Source organism: Streptococcus danieliae, assembly GCF_009767945.1.
Classification (GTDB): Bacteria; Bacillota; Bacilli; order Lactobacillales; family Streptococcaceae; genus Streptococcus; species Streptococcus danieliae.
The window spans coordinates 1-16,513 of record NZ_WSRS01000037.1; the positions used below are offsets into that span (position 1 = coordinate 1).

The following is a 16,513-nucleotide window of genomic DNA, read 5'->3' on the forward strand; positions in this document are numbered from 1 at the left end:
AGTCGTCTAAAAGTATTGTGCGAAGAACAAGGACATAAACTCTTGCCTCTTCCCCCCTACTCACCTGAGTATAATCCTATTGAAAACACATGGGCTCATATGAAAAAACACCTCAGAAAAGTATTGCCCAGTTATGACAATTTTCTGGATGCTTTGTTGTCTTGTTCTTGTTTCAAATGACTATATCAACCTAGCCTCGATTTCAGGCTCTGTGACTGGGCCGGTTCAGGGAATTTATTCAGCAACCAAGGCTTCCGTCATTATGATGAGCGAAGCATTACAAGCAGAGGTGGAGCCGTTTGGGATTCAAGTAACAGCGGTTAACCCAACGGGAATTCGCACAGATTTCTTGGATGCGTCTTCCATGCGTCGTCCGGAGAAAGAAATTAAGGATTACGAGATTGTTCAAGCAACCATGAGTGACCTAGCCCGACTCAACCATAACCAGGGTGGGGATCCAACTTACCTGGCTCAGGCTATTCTGGAATTAGCTGCCATGAAAAAGGCTCCCAACCGTCTCTATGCAGGTTCCGGTGCCCTAGCAGCTATGCAATATAAAATTACGGAAGTTGTTCAAGAAATCAATGACTTTAGAGAGCTGAGTCAAAGCGTTGACCGAAAGGACTAGTCAGATGAAAATCGAAGTATGGTCAGATGTCTATTGCCCCTTCTGCTACATTGCAGAAGCCCGTTTGGAGAAGACCTTGGCCAAGTACCAAAAGGGAGAACAAGTCGAATTTGTCTTCCGCTCGTTTGAGTTGGATTCAAGTCTCCCTGTAGACCAGTCTTATCCAGCTCGTGACTACCTAGCCCGTAAATACCAACTCACAGATGAGCAAGCCCAGGCGCAACTGGATGCCATTACCAATCTTGCTAAGGAGGAGGGGTTGGACTTCCGTTTTGACCAGGCCTGGATCCCCAATAGTCGTAAAAGTCATGCCCTACTCCACTTAGCAACTGAGCAAGGTCTGGGGCGGGAGATGGGCCAGCTCCTGTTCCAGGCGCACTTTACACGAGGCTTGGATTTGGGGGGAGATGCAGTTTTGAAAAAACTGGCTCAAGAACTGGGCTTGGGGGGAGAATATCGTCGCAGAAGCCTTGGAATCTCAGACCTATCAGAAGCGGATTGAGGCTGACCAGGAGGCGGGCCTAGCCTTGGGAATCCAGGCAGTTCCCTTTTTCCTGTTTGATGGTCGCTTTTCGATTTCGGGCGCCCAAGCTCAAGAAGTTTTTGCAGAAGCCTTGGAAAAAGCTTTTGGTTTAGAAACGGAGCCAGTAAGTCTGGGATCATCGGAGATGGCCTGTGGACTAAATGGTTGCTCTATTTAAGAGGATATGTTGAGTCGGGGACTTTTCTAGCCTCTTTTTGCTTTGGATAAGTGATAGAGTTGGACATTAAAACGTGAGATCAAAGTTCCATATACAACACCCAAATAAGAAAAAAGACTAGCTAAATCCCTTGGTACACAAGGGGTTAGCTATCCTTTATCTATTTTTAGCTGATAAAGTCGTGGGGGATAGGACTGCTTTTTTAGAATTGACTTCAAGCATGATATAATAAAGAGATAGTTGATACTTATTTCAAAACAAAATCAGAATACTCACAGAAGACAAACAATAACTAGGAAAGTTGAAAAAATCTGGGAGCCCTTTTTCCCTGAGTTAAATAATAGAAGCCAGCAAGGTTTCTAGCCACTAAGGTTTATCAAAGGAGATTTGACAAGGGTAGATTTTGAAATTCAATGAGTATAACTAGCTAGATGCGAGGTAGAGAATGGTAGACAGGGGTGTGGGCCAGTCCCACGGAAAAATTATTTTGATGGGAGAGCATTCAGTGGTGTATGGTTATTCAGCTATTGCGCTCCCCTTACTAGGAATTGAGGCGATTTGTCGTATTCAACCGGCTAGTCAGATGGTAACTTTTGATTTTGAAGATTCCCTTTCAACGGCCGTATTTGCAGCGCTTGATTCTTTAGATCAGTTGGAGGCCAAAATTTCTTATGAAATCGATTCAAAGATTCCTCAAAAACGAGGAATGGGATCCTCAGCTGCTGTATCGATAGCTGCCATTCGAGCTGTCTATGCTTATTTTGAAGAGTCCCTATCCTTAGAAAAATTAGAAATGCTTGTCCATCAAGCAGAAAAGATTGCCCACAGCAATCCGAGTGGTCTTGATGCTAAAACCTGTCTATCTGATGTCCCTATCAAATTTAGTCGAGATACTGGCTTTGCTAGTTTGGCGGTCGCTTTGGGAGCCTATTTAGTGATTGCTGATTCAGGGATTCAAGGGCATACTCGTGAAGCGGTTGATAAGGTGGCGCAATTTGAGAAGACGAATCGTTCTCATCTGGCCACTTTGGGAAACTTGGCTGAACAAACTGAGCTTGCTATTAAAGCACACAATAGTCGTGAAGTCGGACGTCTCATGAGCTTAGCCCACAAAGAGTTAATGGCGATTGGTGTTAGCCTACCTTTTGTAGATGAATTGGTGGAACAGGCGATAGTTGCCGGTGCTCTGGGAGCTAAAATGAGCGGTGGTGGTCTAGGTGGCTGTGTTATAGCTCTTGCAGCTACCTTGGAGGACGCATTGATGATTCGTGAAAAACTATTTGAAAAAGGAGCCCAGCAGGTATGGATAGAAAAAGTGTAACAGTCAAGTCCTATGCGAATATTGCTATTGTAAAATATTGGGGAAAGGCTGATGCAGAACGAATGATTCCATCAACCAGTAGTATCTCCCTAACACTCGACAATTTGTATACAACAACAATGGTCAGCTTCTTACCTCCTGAAACGAACAAGGACTTATTTTACATTAATGGTGTCCTACAGGATGAAAAAGAACATAACAAAATTTCGGCGGTTATTGATCAATACCGCAGCAATCCAAGTACTTATGTAAAAGTGGAGACGCAGAACAATATGCCTACTGCCGCAGGCCTGTCTTCTAGTTCGAGTGGTTTATCTGCTTTAGTGATGGCCTGTGATCAATTGTTTGCAACGGGCTATAGCAGATCTGAGTTGGCGCAAAAAGCTAAGTTTGCATCAGGTTCCTCTTCACGTTCTTTCTTTGGGCCAATAGCTGCTTGGGATAAGGACTCTGGTGAGATTTATCAGGTAGAAACAGATCTAAAATTGGGAATGATTATGTTGGTTCTAGAGACTAACAAAAAACCAATTTCTAGCCGGGAAGGGATGAAAATTGCAAGCAGAACCTCAACGGTTTTTCAAGAATGGATTGAGCAGTCTGAGAAAGATTATCAGACCATGCTTGAGTATTTGAAAGAGGGCGATTTTACTAAAGTTGGACAATTGACTGAGAAAAATGCTTTGGCCATGCACCGAACTAATGAATATGCAACCCCATCCTTTAATTATTTGACACCGGAGTCCTATAAGGCGATGGAGTTGGTGAAAAACTTACGTCAACAGGGGCATGAGTGTTACTTCACGATGGACGCCGGTCCTAATGTTAAAGTCCTATGCAGGGAGTCAGATTTGGCAAACCTAAGTCAGATTTTTGAAAAGGATTATGGCTATCGAGTGATTAGTTCAGGAACAAAGGATCCAAGTTATGACGATTAAGGTAACCTCTTGCGGGAAACTCTATGTAGCTGGTGAATATGCTATCTTAACTCCTGGACAAACAGCTTTAATAAAAAATATTCCTATTTACATGCAGGCAAGTATTGGTCCTGCTTCTCAGATTCAGCTCTCTTCGGATTTGTTTGACTATTCGGTTGGAATGGAGGCAGATGAGAATTATAGCCTAATACAGGACACCGTCAAGGTTTGGGCTCGTTATAGAGGTCTGGACCTAGCCAAGCTACCTCCATTTACATTAGAAATTTCAGGGAAGATGGAGGAGGATGGCTTGAAGTATGGTATTGGATCTAGCGGTTCTGTCACTATCTTGGTTTTAAAAGCCTTAGCGGCTTTTTCGGATTTGAAGCTGTCCCCAGATCTTCTTTTTCGACTGGCCTCCTACGTCTTATTAGCTCGAGGAGATAACGGATCAATGGGAGATTTGGCCTGTATAGCCTATGAGGACTTTATTAGTTTTCAAGCCTTTGATCGCAAGCGGGTACGCCGTTATTTAGAAAAGCATTCGTTACAGGAAACCCTAGCCTTGGATTGGGGCTATCAGATTGAGGTGCTCAAGCCTCACCTACCTGCTCAATTTTTAGTGGGCTGGACGCGTCAACCAGCTATTTCTAAGGACTTGATTCGGCAGTTGCAGGCGGCCATTGATCCTGAATTTTTAAAGGTAACCAATCGAGCAACTCTCCGTTGTAAAGAAGCACTCCTAAAAGGAGACGGTGCAGGGGTTAAAAACAGTTTGAATCAGATCAGTGATTTGTTAGAAAATCTCAGTCCGGCCATTTATACTGACAAGCTCTACCAATTACGAGCTATTGCTAGTCACTATGACGCTGTTGCGAAATCCTCTGGAGCCGGAGGGGGCGATTGTGGAATCGCTTTTGTTTTTGATAAAGACATTTTAGACCAATTGCTTCAGGAGTGGGAGCAAGTTGGGATTCAGCTACTGTATCAGGAGGACTTCTCATGAGGAATCGCAAAGATGAACATATCCAGTATGCACTGGCCTACCAATCATCCTACAATAGTTTTGACGACGTGGAGTTAATCCATTCTTCCTTACCGGATTTTGACTTGGCAGATATTGACCTCTCGACCCACTTTGCAGGTCAGGATTTTGAATTTCCTTTCTTTATTAATGCTATGACTGGTGGCTCAGAAAAAGCTGCTGTGGTAAACCGTAAATTAGCTCAGGTAGCTGAAGCCACAGGAATTCTTATGGTTACGGGATCTTATAGTGCGGCCTTACAAAATCCCAATGACCAATCTTATCCAACCAAAGAAGAATTTCCAAATTTGCTCTGTGCGACCAATATTGGTGTCGATAAACCTGTAGAATTAGGAATGCAGACAGTAGAGGAGATGGATCCCTTATTTTTACAAGTTCATGTGAATGTGATGCAGGAGCTACTAATGCCGGAAGGGGAACGTCAGTTCCAATCGTGGAAACAGAACTTAGCAGCTTATGCCAAGCAGATTCCGGTCCCGATTATTCTCAAGGAAGTTGGGTTTGGAATGGATGTCAAAACCATGAAAAAGGCCTTGAATCTAGGGATTCAAACCGTTGATATTTCAGGTCGTGGTGGAACTAATTTTGCCTACATTGAAAACCAACGAAGTGGCAAACGGAGTTATTTAGATAATTGGGGACAAAGCACAGTACAGGCCCTCTTAAATACTCAGCCGTTGGTCGATGAACTTGAAATCATCGCGTCAGGAGGAGTGCGGCATCCCCTAGATATGGTAAAATGTATGGTTTTAGGTGCTCGAGCTGTCGGCTTGTCAGGAACAATGTTAGACTTGGTGGAGCGCCATACCGTTGCTGAGGTTATTGAAATTGTAAATGAGTGGAAAGAGGATTTGCGAATCATTCTATGTGCTCTAAACTGTCGAAATCTTGAGGATCTAAAATCTGTTGACTATATCTTGCATGGACGGTTAAGTTCTAACCAGCCCTGTGAGAAATGATAGTCATCTAGGTCTAGAGAATGATTTTTCTCTGAAAATTAGTGGTATAATGGTAGAGTTGAACTCTTGGGTTCAAAATCATCTAATTGAGGTGTTATGATGAATAAAGTAGCTATTGTTGCCGCCTATCGCTCTGCCATCGGTAGTTTTGGAGGCAGTTTAAAAGATATTGAAATAGCTGATTTAGGAGCACAGGTCTTACGGACCGCCTTGGAGAAGAAAAACATACCAGCTGAGGTGGTGGATGAGGTTATTTTTGGAAATGTTCTCTCTGCTGGACATGGTCAAAATATTGCTCGTCAAATAGCTGTTCGTGCTGGGATTCCAGAAACTACCTCTGCCTATACTGTCAATAAGGTTTGTGGTTCTGGTCTTAAGTCTGTCCTTCTAGCCGCACAATCGATTTTACTGGGTGATAATCATGTTGTTGCTGCAGGTGGTATTGAGATTATGAGTCAGGCTCCCTATCTTTCCAAAGCCAGTCGCTTTGGAAATAAGTTGGGGAACATGGTCTTGGAAGACTCTCTATTAAAAGATGGTTTAACCGATGCCTTTCAAGATATTCATATGGGGATCACTGCTGAAAATGTTGCAGAAAAATATGACATTAGTCGGGAAGAACAAGATTCCTTTGCCTATTTAAGTCAAGAAAAAGCAGCTAACGCCATTGCTAGTGGACGATTTGTGGATGAAATTGTTCCAATTACCATTCGGGAGCGAAAGGGCGAGCGTGTTTTTCAAGAAGATGAATACCCTCGCTTAACTCCACTCGAAAAATTGGCAACCTTACGACCAGTTTTCAAACCGGATGGAACTGTTACGGCCGCAAATGCTTCTGGAATTAACGATGGCTGTGCTGTAGTACTACTAATGTCTGAGGAAAAGGCGCGTGAACTTGGTCTAGAAGTTCTAGCCTATATTGAATCTTATGCAACAAGTGGCTTAGATCCAGCCTACATGGGCTTGGGGCCGGTTCCGGCAACTCGTAAAGCTCTTGAGAAAATTGGTTTGACAACTGAGGATTTAGATTTGGCTGAGTTGAATGAAGCTTTTGCAGCTCAAGCGATACCGGTCATTTCAGAACTCAAGTTAGATCCAAAAATAGTAAATGTGAATGGTGGGGCTACCGCACTTGGACATCCAATTGGCGCTAGTGGAAGTCGGATCTTGGTGACCCTCATCCATGAATTGTTGAAACAAGAAAAGGAGTTAGGGCTCTGTTCACTTTGTGTCGGAGGTGGTCAAGGGATTTCTTTGATTATTTCCAATGGACAAAGTCGTTAATAAGGAGTCAGGACAGAAGACATGATGAAAATCGGAATTGATAAGATTGGCTTTGCGTTTCCAGAATTTGTATTGGATTTAGCTGACTTGGCTGCAGCTCGGAATGTCGATCCGAATAAATTTAAGATTGGGCTACTTCAGTCGGAGATGGCCGTTGCTCCAGTGACACAAGACATTGTTAGCCTGGGAGCACAAGCAGCTGCATCGATTTTGACGGAAGAAGACAAGCAAGCCATTGATATGGTTATTGTAGGTACCGAGTCGAGTGTGGATCAGAGTAAAGCAGCAGCTGTTGTCATCCATAGTCTACTAGGGATTCAACCCTTTGCTCGTTCTATCGAAATGAAAGAAGCCTGTTATGGCGCAACGGCTGGTCTCAGTCTTGCCAAAACGCATATTGCTCAGAATCCAGACTCAAAAGTCCTAGTGATCGCGAGTGATATTGCCAAATACGGGATTGCATCCGGTGGAGAGCCTACTCAGGGAGCTGGTGCTGTGGCAATGCTTGTGACGGCAGATCCAAGCATCTTGGTTTTAAATTCAGATAATGTTTGCCAAACACGAGACATCTATGATTTTTGGAGACCCAATGATGATAAATACCCACGTGTGGATGGGAAATATTCAACCGAGCAGTATACAGACTGTCTAACCACTACCTTTGACTATTATAAGAAAAAGACTGGTAAGGATCTGGAAGATTTTGCGGCTATGTGTTTGCACATTCCTTTCCCAAAACAGGGGTTAAAAGGTTTGCGTGCAATTGCTGCTAACGAAGATACCTTGACTCGTTTGACAGACCGTTTCTATGAAGCCATTATCTACAACCAGGTGGTTGGGAATATTTATACAGGATCAATTTTCCTTTCCTTCTTGTCCTTGCTTGAAAATTCTCAAGCACTCACAGCTGGGGATGAAATTTTATTCTATAGCTATGGAAGTGGAGCTGTTTGTGAAATTTTCAGTGGTCGCTTAGTAGAGGGATATCAAGCCTATCTTCAAGAGAAGCGAATGGCTGATCTAAATCAACGGACCAAGCTTTCTGTTGAGGAGTATGAAAAAATCTTCTTTGAAGAAATCGTTTTGGATGAGGCTGGTAATTCCATCACCCTGAATTCAGATGAAAGCCCTTATGCTTTGGAGAAAGTAGTCGCATTTAAACGTATTTATCATTCGTAAGAGGGGACGGAAGTCCCCTTTTTAGAAAGGAAAATGATGTCAATGTTTTCAGGTTTTTATAAGCGATCGAGACAGGATCGCATTACACTTCTCCACAAAGAAAGAAATCTAGCAGAGGAGAACTTGGCTACTTTAGTTGAAGATACCAATCTGCCGGAGACGGTTGCAGGAAAGATGGTTGAAAACCATCTAGGAACCTTTTCTCTTCCTTTTGCGGTCTTGCCAGAGATTCGTGTGAACGGCCAGAGCTATTCAGTTCCGATGGTAACGGAGGAACCTTCTGTTGTGGCAGCAGCCTCTTTTGGAGCCAAAATTATTGGTCGTTCAGGTGGTTTTGAAACCTATATGAACAAGCGCCAGATGATTGGCCAAGTGGCTCTTTTTGAAGTGGAAAATGTTGAAAAGGCCCAAGAGTTTATCCAGAAAGAAGAAGCAACCCTTCTACAGATAGCCAATCAAGCCTACCCTTCTATTGTGAAAAGAGGTGGGGGTGCACATCAGCTGACAGTTGAGGTAAAAGAGGCTTTTCTGATTGTTTATCTCCATGTAGATGTTCAAGAGGCTATGGGAGCGAATATCTTGAATACTATGCTGGAAGCCCTCAAGCAACCTTTGGAAGTGTTGAGTCAGGGCAAGACCTTGATGGGGATTCTTTCCAATTATGCTACAGATTCATTGGTGACAAGCCGTTGTCAAGTCCCTATTGCCAATCTTGCACTGAACAAAGCATATGCTGCCCATTTAGCTGATAAAATCGCCTGGGCTAGTTTGTTAGCTCAGGTGGATCCCTATCGAGCAGCAACCCATAACAAAGGGATTTTTAATGGGATTGACGCAGTTGTTGTTGCGACCGGGAATGATTGGCGTGCTATTGAAGCAGGTGCCCATGCCTATGCTAGTCGCGACGGGGCTTACAGAGGTTTATCAACTTGGAAGATCGAAGGGGACAATCTTATCGGAGAGATTACCCTTCCCTTACCAATTGCGACTGTAGGTGGATCCATTGGCCTCAATCCCAAAGTTGCTGCATCCTTCGATATGCTGGGAGATGTGAAAGCTAAAGAATTAGCGGCTATCATTGCCTCTGTTGGTCTTTGCCAAAATTTTGCGGCCTTAAGGGCATTGGTGACAACTGGAATCCAATCAGGGCACATGAAATTACAGCTTCAATCGCTGGCCTTGCATGCAGGTGCCCGAGTTGAGGAAGTGGCTGACTTGGTTGCTGCACTGCGAAAAACTGCTCATCCAAACTTGCAAGCAGCTAAGGAATTATTGAAAGACCTGAGAAGCTAGACTTAGTAGTTGGACAAATGAGTAGGAGTGGGACTAGGACAAAATTTTATCTTAGTTCTATCCCATTCCTTCATTTTAGAACTTTCATTAGGCAATCTGCAGCTAATTTTTTTAAAAAAGTTGCTTTTTCGCTTGCAATTGGTAGTGGTCTATGTTATGATTATTAACGGTTTGAAAAAACTGCCTAAGACAGTAGGGGAGTTCAACTCATAAGAATCCTACCGAGGACAAAACGTATTGAATAAATAACGGTTTGTACTTTCGTGTCTAGGTTTGGGTGCGAATTTTTTATTTGCCCCAAGCAAAATAAAAACGGAGGTAAACATACAATGAGTGAAGCAAGTATTGCTAAAAAAGCCGAATTAGTAGATGTTGTTGCTGAGAAAATGAAAGCTGCTGCATCTATCGTCATTGTGGACGCTCGTGGTTTGACAGTAGAACAAGATACAGTTCTTCGTCGTAACCTACGCGGAAGCGAAGTCGAGTACAAAGTAATCAAGAACTCTATTCTTCGTCGTGCAGCTGAAAAAGCTGGACTTGAAGGAATGGAAGATGTCTTTGTTGGACCATCTGCAGTTGCATTTTCAAATGAAGATGTTGTTGCACCAGCAAAAATCTTGAATGACTTTTCTAAAGAAGCTGAAGCGCTTGAAATCAAAGGTGGTGCCATTGAAGGTGCTGTCGCAAGCAAGGATGAAATCATGGCCTTGGCTACATTGCCAAACCGCGAAGGACTTCTTTCTATGCTCCTTTCTGTACTTCAAGCCCCAGTTCGCAACGTTGCTCTTGCAGTCAAAGCGGTTGCAGACGACAAAGAAGGTGCAGCTTAATTCAAGTTGCCTAGTCTTATAGACACATTTTATTAAAAAATTTTTTGGAGGAAATCACAATGGCATTGAACATTGAAAACATTATTGCTGAAATTAAAGAAGCTTCAATCCTTGAGCTTAACGATCTTGTAAAAGCGATCGAAGAAGAGTTTGGTGTAACTGCTGCTGCTCCTGTAGCTGTTGCTGCTGCTGGCGCTGCTGACGCAGGTGCTGCTAAAGATTCATTCGACGTTGAGTTGACTTCTGCTGGAGACAAAAAAGTCGGCGTTATCAAAGTTGTACGTGAAATCACTGGTCTTGGTCTTAAAGAAGCAAAAGAGCTTGTTGACGGTGCACCAGCAATGGTTAAAGAAGGCGTTGCAACTGCAGAAGCTGAAGAACTTAAAGCTAAATTGGAAGAAGCAGGAGCATCTGTTACTCTTAAATAATAGAGTTCTGCACCAAGTAGCTTAAAAACCGAAAAAAACCGCTAGTCTGAGGACTGGCGGTTTTTTGTCCTATCAAGAATCGCTCAGTGTTTTCAAAAAAGCTCTAAAATTGCTATAATAGAAGAAATTGGAGTGTGTGGAAGGTAATGAAAAGTGACTGAACAAATCATCAAGTCCAAACAGAGAGTTCAAAAACATGGGGAAGTTTTCACACCGTCCTGGATGGTTCAAAAAATGTTGGATACTCCAGGAGTTAAGGAGGCTTGTGAAAATATCTATGCTACATTTTTAGAACCAGCAGCAGGAGATGGAAATTTTCTAGAAGCTATTCTGGCTCGAAAACTTACAGCAGTCAAGGAGCAATATCATCAGCGTAATTGGAAGACCAAGTCACTCTTTGCTTTATCTTCGATTTATGGCATTGAATTTTTAGAGGATAATCTTACAGTGGCAAGATCCAGAATGTTCTTATATTATTTAAATTGGTATGAGGAAACTTTTGGTCAACGCTTGAATAGTCAGAGCGATCTTTATAAGTCAGCTCATTTTCTCATTTTAAAAAATATTGTTCGAGGGAATACCTTAACCAAACGCCATCCAGAGACAAATGAGTTAATCATGCTGAGTGAGTGGAGACGGGTTAAAGGGCATCCAAGTGTAGTTGAGGAGATAGCTTTTCCTTTTGCGGAATTGTTTGGTGAAGATCTTGAAGGACAAGAGCGTGTTGTTGAAGGGCAACTAAGTCTTGATTTGTGGGTTGATGAAATTCTGGTTGAAAAAGAACAGAAGCAAGTTTTGATTCAAAAAGTGTATATGTTAGGAGAGTAAAGATGCTGACGACTTCAAATTTTGATTTTTTGAAAGTAGATCTAGATACCGCCGAATTATTTGCGACAGTCAACATGGCAGAGTTTAATTATACGCAGGGTGATTATGAAGGAGTGCTTACCAAGGTCAGGAAGATTGCTGAGAATACAGCTCTTTTATTTGCAGACCGGGCCTTCATTGAAGTACCTGATCGTTTAACCTTTCATCAAAGCCTACAAATAATTAAGGGGGCTATTGGTAACTCAAGTGTTGTAGATGCTTTTTTTGCTATTAAAGGTCATGGGAATAGTGCAGCTCATACCTTAAATTCTGAGGATGTAACACGTGAAAATTCCTTGAAAGCATTGGAAAACATCTACATGATTTTGGTGTGGTTTGTGACGGAATATATTGATGATGAAATTAAAGTAGAACTGTATGATAAATTTTTAGAGCCTCAAGCGCAGGAGCGTTATTCAACTGCTGAGCGAAAATTTATATATATTCAAAGTGTCAATAATGAAAGTGGTTTATTCCCTGCTTATGAGGGAACACAGAAGGTTGGGGAAGGAACCATACCTAGTGATAATTTAGAGGCAGATTGGACTGAGAATAGTGAATTTCTCAGAACAGTGGCTCCCAAACGTATCAAACAGTACATGACTACATCTGGTCTAAAATTTGATCTAGGTTGGGTCGAGTTAGCCTATAAAAAATCAAGTAAGTCTTGGTTTCATGATTCTGAAGTCCATGAAGTTTTAAGGCGTTCAGGAGTTAAACGTCCAAAACATCTAGAGGGAAATGAATGGTTCCAGACGGATCTAGAAACAGCCAAAGCAGCTATTAAAGCTGTTAAAGCTGGTCATTCTTTTATTAGTGAATCACCAGCGGAGTATAAGGCTGAAAAACAAAGTATCAGCTTACGTCCTGAGCAAGAAGCTGCTGTGAAACAGACGCAAAAGATTTTTAAGAAAAAAGATCGCATGCTTTGGAATGCCAAGATGCGTTTCGGGAAGACTCTGACTTCGCTCCAGCTTATTAAAGAGGAGCAATTCAAAAAAGTGCTCATTATGACCCATAGACCAGTTGTCAGTGATTCCTGGTTTGAAGATTATCAAAAAATGAGTATGAATGAAGACGGTTATCTTTACGGTTCAGTGGATAAAGGGGAAAAACTTGCAACTCTGAAAACTGGAGATTCCCCATTCATTTACTTTGCTTCTATTCAGTTATTACGTCATAATGCTGCTCAAACTAACCTTCCTGAATTTTCGGATGTTGATTGGGATTTAATTATTATCGATGAAGCTCATGAGGGGACCCAAACTGATTTGAGTGATGCAGTTGTGTCTGCCTTAGTCAAAAAACACACGAAAATTCTCGAACTTTCAGGGACTCCTTTTAATCTTGTGGACCAATTTGAGCCCGAGCAGGTCTATACATGGGACTACGTTATGGAGCAACAGGCCAAGCTTAAGTGGGATTTGGAAAAACCAAATGAACCAAATCCGTATGAACAGCTCCCGGAAGTTCATATGTATACCTTTGATATGCGGAATAAAGAAAAATTTTCAGATGGAAATAAGGCCTTTAATTTTCGTGAATTTTTCAAAGTTGATAAGGATGGTGAGCTGGTCTATAAAGAAGATGTCCGTCGTTTTCTAGATAATATAACTAATCCTGATGATAAGAATAATTATCCTTTCTCAACTCAAGAATACCAGGAGGAGTTGCGACATACGCTATGGCTGCTACCAGGTGTGAAAGAAGCGAATGCTTTTGAAAAACTTCTGAGACAGCATCCTGTTTTTGGGAAGGATTATGAGATTGTTAATGTTGTTCAGAACGATAAGAGTGATAGTATCTTAGATAGCTCAGAGAATGATTTGGCTAAGGTCCGTCAAGCTATCACGGATGATCCTTCCCAGTCTAAGACGATTACGCTGACTGTTCGTAAGCTCACAACTGGTGTCAATATTCCTGAGTGGACAGCAGTCATCTTTTTGTCAAATACAAATAGTCCTATGAATTATCTCCAGGCTGCTTTTCGTGCTCAGACGCCTTTCTCCCATGAAAAATTGGGCATGAAGAAACGCTGTTATATTTTTGATTTTGCGCCAGATCGTGCACTCACGGTAATGGCAGAAAGTGCGCAGATCAATTCAGGGGTCGGTAAGAAAAATACGTCACAGCAAAAACAAGCTATGGCCAATCTGTTAAACTTTATGCCGATTCTTGGTAAGAGTGATAATGGCATGGCACCTTTTAATGTCGATCGCATGCTGACGCAAATAAAAAAAGTCTATGCGGAAAAAGCAGTCCGCTCCGGATTTGAAGATGATAGTCTTTATAATGATAATCTTTTAACTTTGACATCAGATGATGCTGAGCGGTTTAATAAACTGAAGTCCATTGTAGGGAAGACTCAGAAACAAAAAACAAAAACGAAAGTTACCATTAACGAAAATGGTTTTTCTAATGAAGACTATGATGAAGCTATGCGTGCTAAGAAAAAGAAAGCTAGGGAGCGTAGCCCAGAAGAAAAAGAAGCTCTGGAAAAACTCAAGGAAGCCATGAAGCAACAAAAGACGATGATTTCTATTCTTCGTGGTGTCTCCATTCGGATCCCAATGATGATTTACGGGATGGATGTTGACTTAAGCAAGGACATTACCATCAAGGATTTTATTAAAGAAGTCGATGATGAATCCTGGAAAGAGTTTATGCCTAAAGGTTTTACCAAAGGGATGTTTAAAGAAATCACTAAGTATTACGATGCAGAAGTCTTTATTGAGGCAGGTCGTATCATTCGTCAGCGTGCTAAATCTTTTGATAGTCTAGACTTCATCGAGCGTGCAGAAGAAATTGCAATTCTTTTTGGTAGCTTTAAGAATCCTGATAAAGAAACTGTATTGACACCATGGCGTGTGGTCAATATGCAACTTGCAAAGGGGATTGGAGGTTTGAATTTCTATGATGAGAACTTTGAATCGATGATCAACGGTGCTAAACCTAACCTCCACTGGGTCGATAAAGAAGTTACTGCAGATGTTTACCACCCAGCAAGTAAAATTATCGATATTAACGCTAAAACTGGACTTTACCCTCTCCATACAGCAATGAGTCTTTACTATCAGGCTTTACAAGAAAATAATGACCAGCATTTTGATGCCGAAGGAACTTATAAAGACATTTTAGCTAACAATATTTATGCCATTGCCAAAACCCCAATGGCTAAAACCATTACCGAACGAACACTCAAAGGCTACAAAAATTACAAAACTAATGTAGTCTATATTGAAGATTTTTCCAATATTCTTAAAACCAGTATTGAAGAAGGTAAAAAACAAGTAGAGGAGGCCTTTGAATCTGTGAAATTTGATGTTGTAATTGGGAATCCACCGTATCAAAACGAAGGAATTGGACTAGTTGCCCGTGATGAGCCTATCTATCATAAGTTCATGGACTTAGCTTATGAAGTATCTGATAAAGCCCTTCTGATCACTCCAGCTCGATTTTTATTCAATGCAGGACAAACATCTAAAGCGTGGAATCAGAAGATGTTGGCAGATGAGCACCTCAAGGTTCTCTACTTTGAACAAGATTCTTCACAAGTATTTCCAAATACAGATATAAAAGGTGGAATAGTAGTTACTTTACATGATAAAAAGAGAGTATTCGGAGCAATTGGGAGGTTTACTCCTATTGAGTGGCTCAATGATTTGTTGCATTTGGTACGTGAAAAATCAGCTCGTTCATTTAATGAGTACTTATTTGGTAAGAGTAGTTATAAATTTACTAAACGACTGTATGATAAATATCCTGAATTAAAAGGGAGAGTATCTATTTCTGAAGAAAAATCAATTGGTTCAAATATTTTTGAAAAATTACCAGAAATTTTTACTGATGAGAAAACATATACGAATCAAATTGGAATATATGGTAGGCTAAACAATGAGAGAGTTACAAAATGGATTGAGCCTGACTTGATTGAAGAACATCCAAATTTGAACAAATACAAAGTATTTTTACCTGCTTCTAACGGAAGTGGGTCGATTGGAGAAGTCCTATCGACCCCACTCGTGGGTACCCCACTCGTGGGTACCCCACTCGTGGGTACCCCACTCGTGGGTCATACACAAACTTTCATTTCTTTTGGCGCTTTTGATCAAGAAGAAGAATCTGAGAATTGTCTTAAATACATAAAGACCGACTTTGCTCGTGCTATGCTGGGAACATTGAAAATTACACAGCACAATCAGTCAAAAGAGGTTTGGAGTAATGTTCCGTGGTTTGATTTCTCAGACTACTCTATTATCGATTGGTCGCAATCTGTTGCGGAAATTGAGGAACAATTGTACAGATACTTTGAAGTTCCAGAAGAAATTGTTGTGCAGATAAAAGCTAATGTTAGACAGATGGAATAATAGGAAGTTAATTCATACATAGATTGTAAAATAGTTACTAGAAAGGATATTTAATGTTATTATTTTCTACAATTTTAAATATAGATAACTATTTAACTAAGGATGAGTTCTTAAAACTTGTTATAGAATGGAATCAAGGTAGTAGACATAATGATAATATAATTACTAATTTGATGTGGGATGGCTCTTATAACCAGAAGTTTGGAAATGAAAAGGTCTCTCTTGATTTCAAGGAGTACCGTAATGAGGATATTCTTGCAGTTCGATATGAAAAGAAATTGGATGATGGGGTTATTTGGAATACAGATTACATCATGAATTTTAAAGAGTCTAAGATGTCAATTATGTTGGATAGAAGTTTCACTGAAGATGCAATTAAGGGCACTTCTAAAAACCAGAAGTATTCCGTCATATAAAAAAGAAGGGACTCTTGCCCTCCAATTTCCAGCAAAAGTCCCTGTATTTCCTACTTTTCTATCCCGATTATCGGGAGAATTCTGATTTTTGGGCGCACTAAGCCCATGTATTCAAATTCAGTCGTTTGATCTGTTCAAAACGACAAATATTGTACATCAGATTTGTGAGTGTGACATTAGTCTTGGCACGCTTAAATCCAATACCCCGAAATGTACTGCCTTTCATAGTGTTTTCAATAAAGCCAAAGACATGTTCTACTCGGCAACGAATACGAGATAAT

The 16,513-nt window shown here is 41.2% G+C and carries 17 protein-coding genes and 1 other annotated feature; of the genes, 16 read left to right on the forward strand and 1 reads right to left on the reverse strand.

Going from position 1 to position 16,513, the window contains the following annotated elements:
• The 16 genes from E5983_RS04975 to E5983_RS09725 form a co-directional block, all read left to right on the forward strand.
• Nucleotides 1-180 (forward strand): transposase (locus E5983_RS04975; RefSeq protein ID WP_202056368.1); only part of this gene is annotated, 180 nt, incomplete at its 5' end.
• A complete protein-coding gene (locus E5983_RS04980) occupies nucleotides 134-628 on the forward strand; it encodes an SDR family NAD(P)-dependent oxidoreductase (protein WP_160332808.1) in 495 nt (164 codons plus the stop codon). The genes E5983_RS04975 and E5983_RS04980, both read left to right, overlap by 47 nt.
• Before the next feature lie 4 nt (nucleotides 629-632).
• Nucleotides 633-1,130: a DsbA family oxidoreductase gene (locus E5983_RS04985; protein WP_160332809.1), complete on the forward strand. Its 498-nt coding sequence runs from the start codon at nucleotides 633-635 to the stop codon at nucleotides 1,128-1,130.
• Nucleotides 1,099-1,329 (forward strand): DsbA family oxidoreductase, encoded by a 231-nt coding sequence (locus E5983_RS10035; protein ID WP_160332810.1) that lies wholly within the window; start codon nucleotides 1,099-1,101, stop codon nucleotides 1,327-1,329. The genes E5983_RS04985 and E5983_RS10035 overlap by 32 nt, the downstream gene beginning before the upstream one ends.
• A 445-nt stretch (nucleotides 1,330-1,774) precedes the next feature.
• On the forward strand, nucleotides 1,775-2,650 hold the full coding sequence (gene mvk / locus E5983_RS04995; protein ID WP_160332811.1) for a mevalonate kinase: 876 nt from the start codon (nucleotides 1,775-1,777) through the stop codon (nucleotides 2,648-2,650).
• Nucleotides 2,632-3,585 carry a diphosphomevalonate decarboxylase gene (gene mvaD, locus E5983_RS05000; protein ID WP_160332812.1) on the forward strand — a complete coding sequence of 318 codons (954 nt, stop codon included), beginning with the start codon at nucleotides 2,632-2,634 and terminating at the stop codon, nucleotides 3,583-3,585. The genes mvk and mvaD overlap by 19 nt, the downstream gene beginning before the upstream one ends.
• Entirely contained in the window at nucleotides 3,575-4,570 is a 996-nt protein-coding gene (locus tag E5983_RS05005) for a phosphomevalonate kinase (protein WP_160332813.1), read from the forward strand. Before mvaD ends, E5983_RS05005 begins: the two co-directional genes overlap by 11 nt.
• Nucleotides 4,567-5,568 carry a type 2 isopentenyl-diphosphate Delta-isomerase gene (fni, locus tag E5983_RS05010; RefSeq protein WP_160332814.1) on the forward strand — a complete coding sequence of 334 codons (1,002 nt, stop codon included), beginning with the start codon at nucleotides 4,567-4,569 and terminating at the stop codon, nucleotides 5,566-5,568. Before E5983_RS05005 ends, fni begins: the two co-directional genes overlap by 4 nt.
• Nucleotides 5,569-5,667: 99 nt before the next feature.
• Complete coding sequence (locus tag E5983_RS05015; RefSeq protein WP_160332815.1) at nucleotides 5,668-6,852, forward strand: acetyl-CoA C-acetyltransferase; 1,185 nt, start codon at nucleotides 5,668-5,670, stop codon at nucleotides 6,850-6,852.
• Between the two features lie 24 nt (nucleotides 6,853-6,876).
• Nucleotides 6,877-8,031 carry a hydroxymethylglutaryl-CoA synthase gene (locus E5983_RS05020; RefSeq protein ID WP_160332822.1) on the forward strand — a complete coding sequence of 385 codons (1,155 nt, stop codon included), beginning with the start codon at nucleotides 6,877-6,879 and terminating at the stop codon, nucleotides 8,029-8,031.
• 36 nt (nucleotides 8,032-8,067) lie between these two features.
• Nucleotides 8,068-9,324 carry a hydroxymethylglutaryl-CoA reductase, degradative gene (locus tag E5983_RS05025; RefSeq protein WP_160332816.1) on the forward strand — a complete coding sequence of 419 codons (1,257 nt, stop codon included), beginning with the start codon at nucleotides 8,068-8,070 and terminating at the stop codon, nucleotides 9,322-9,324.
• Between the two features lie 165 nt (nucleotides 9,325-9,489).
• Nucleotides 9,490-9,622: a sequence feature (ribosomal protein L10 leader region), on the forward strand.
• 31 nt (nucleotides 9,623-9,653) lie between these two features.
• Complete coding sequence (rplJ, locus tag E5983_RS05030; RefSeq protein ID WP_160332817.1) at nucleotides 9,654-10,154, forward strand: 50S ribosomal protein L10; 501 nt, start codon at nucleotides 9,654-9,656, stop codon at nucleotides 10,152-10,154.
• 59 nt (nucleotides 10,155-10,213) lie between these two features.
• Nucleotides 10,214-10,582, forward strand: a complete 369-nt coding sequence (rplL, locus tag E5983_RS05035; RefSeq protein WP_160332818.1) for a 50S ribosomal protein L7/L12 — start codon at nucleotides 10,214-10,216, stop codon at nucleotides 10,580-10,582.
• 153 nt (nucleotides 10,583-10,735) lie between these two features.
• Nucleotides 10,736-11,410 (forward strand): DNA methyltransferase family protein, encoded by a 675-nt coding sequence (locus E5983_RS05040; RefSeq protein ID WP_160332819.1) that lies wholly within the window; start codon nucleotides 10,736-10,738, stop codon nucleotides 11,408-11,410.
• A 2-nt stretch (nucleotides 11,411-11,412) separates the two neighbouring features.
• Nucleotides 11,413-15,816, forward strand: coding sequence for an Eco57I restriction-modification methylase domain-containing protein (locus E5983_RS05045; RefSeq protein WP_160332820.1), 4,404 nt, complete (start codon nucleotides 11,413-11,415; stop codon nucleotides 15,814-15,816).
• 53 nt (nucleotides 15,817-15,869) lie between these two features.
• Entirely contained in the window at nucleotides 15,870-16,232 is a 363-nt protein-coding gene (locus E5983_RS09725; RefSeq protein ID WP_202056462.1) for a hypothetical protein, read from the forward strand.
• Between the two features lie 97 nt (nucleotides 16,233-16,329).
• Here E5983_RS09725 and E5983_RS05055 read toward each other — a convergent pair.
• Nucleotides 16,330-16,513 (reverse strand): transposase (locus tag E5983_RS05055; RefSeq protein WP_160332821.1); only part of this gene is annotated, 184 nt, incomplete at its 5' end.

Excerpts from the sequence above, each read along its gene's own strand:
- mvk (WP_160332811.1), top strand. The coding sequence starts at position 1,775 with ATGGTAGACAGGGGTGTGGGCCAGTCCCACGGAAAAATTATTTTGATG.
- E5983_RS04985 (WP_160332809.1), top strand. The coding sequence starts at position 633 with ATGAAAATCGAAGTATGGTCAGATGTCTATTGCCCCTTCTGCTACATT.
- rplL (WP_160332818.1), top strand. The coding sequence starts at position 10,214 with ATGGCATTGAACATTGAAAACATTATTGCTGAAATTAAAGAAGCTTCA.
- E5983_RS05015 (WP_160332815.1), top strand. The coding sequence starts at position 5,668 with ATGAATAAAGTAGCTATTGTTGCCGCCTATCGCTCTGCCATCGGTAGT.
- E5983_RS05025 (WP_160332816.1), top strand. The coding sequence starts at position 8,068 with ATGTCAATGTTTTCAGGTTTTTATAAGCGATCGAGACAGGATCGCATT.
- E5983_RS05005 (WP_160332813.1), top strand. The coding sequence starts at position 3,575 with ATGACGATTAAGGTAACCTCTTGCGGGAAACTCTATGTAGCTGGTGAA.
- E5983_RS05020 (WP_160332822.1), top strand. The coding sequence starts at position 6,877 with ATGAAAATCGGAATTGATAAGATTGGCTTTGCGTTTCCAGAATTTGTA.
- E5983_RS09725 (WP_202056462.1), top strand. The coding sequence starts at position 15,870 with ATGTTATTATTTTCTACAATTTTAAATATAGATAACTATTTAACTAAG.
- fni (WP_160332814.1), top strand. The coding sequence starts at position 4,567 with ATGAGGAATCGCAAAGATGAACATATCCAGTATGCACTGGCCTACCAA.
- E5983_RS05045 (WP_160332820.1), top strand. The coding sequence starts at position 11,413 with ATGCTGACGACTTCAAATTTTGATTTTTTGAAAGTAGATCTAGATACC.
- mvaD (WP_160332812.1), top strand. The coding sequence starts at position 2,632 with ATGGATAGAAAAAGTGTAACAGTCAAGTCCTATGCGAATATTGCTATT.
- rplJ (WP_160332817.1), top strand. The coding sequence starts at position 9,654 with ATGAGTGAAGCAAGTATTGCTAAAAAAGCCGAATTAGTAGATGTTGTT.
- E5983_RS04980 (WP_160332808.1), top strand. The coding sequence starts at position 134 with ATGACAATTTTCTGGATGCTTTGTTGTCTTGTTCTTGTTTCAAATGAC.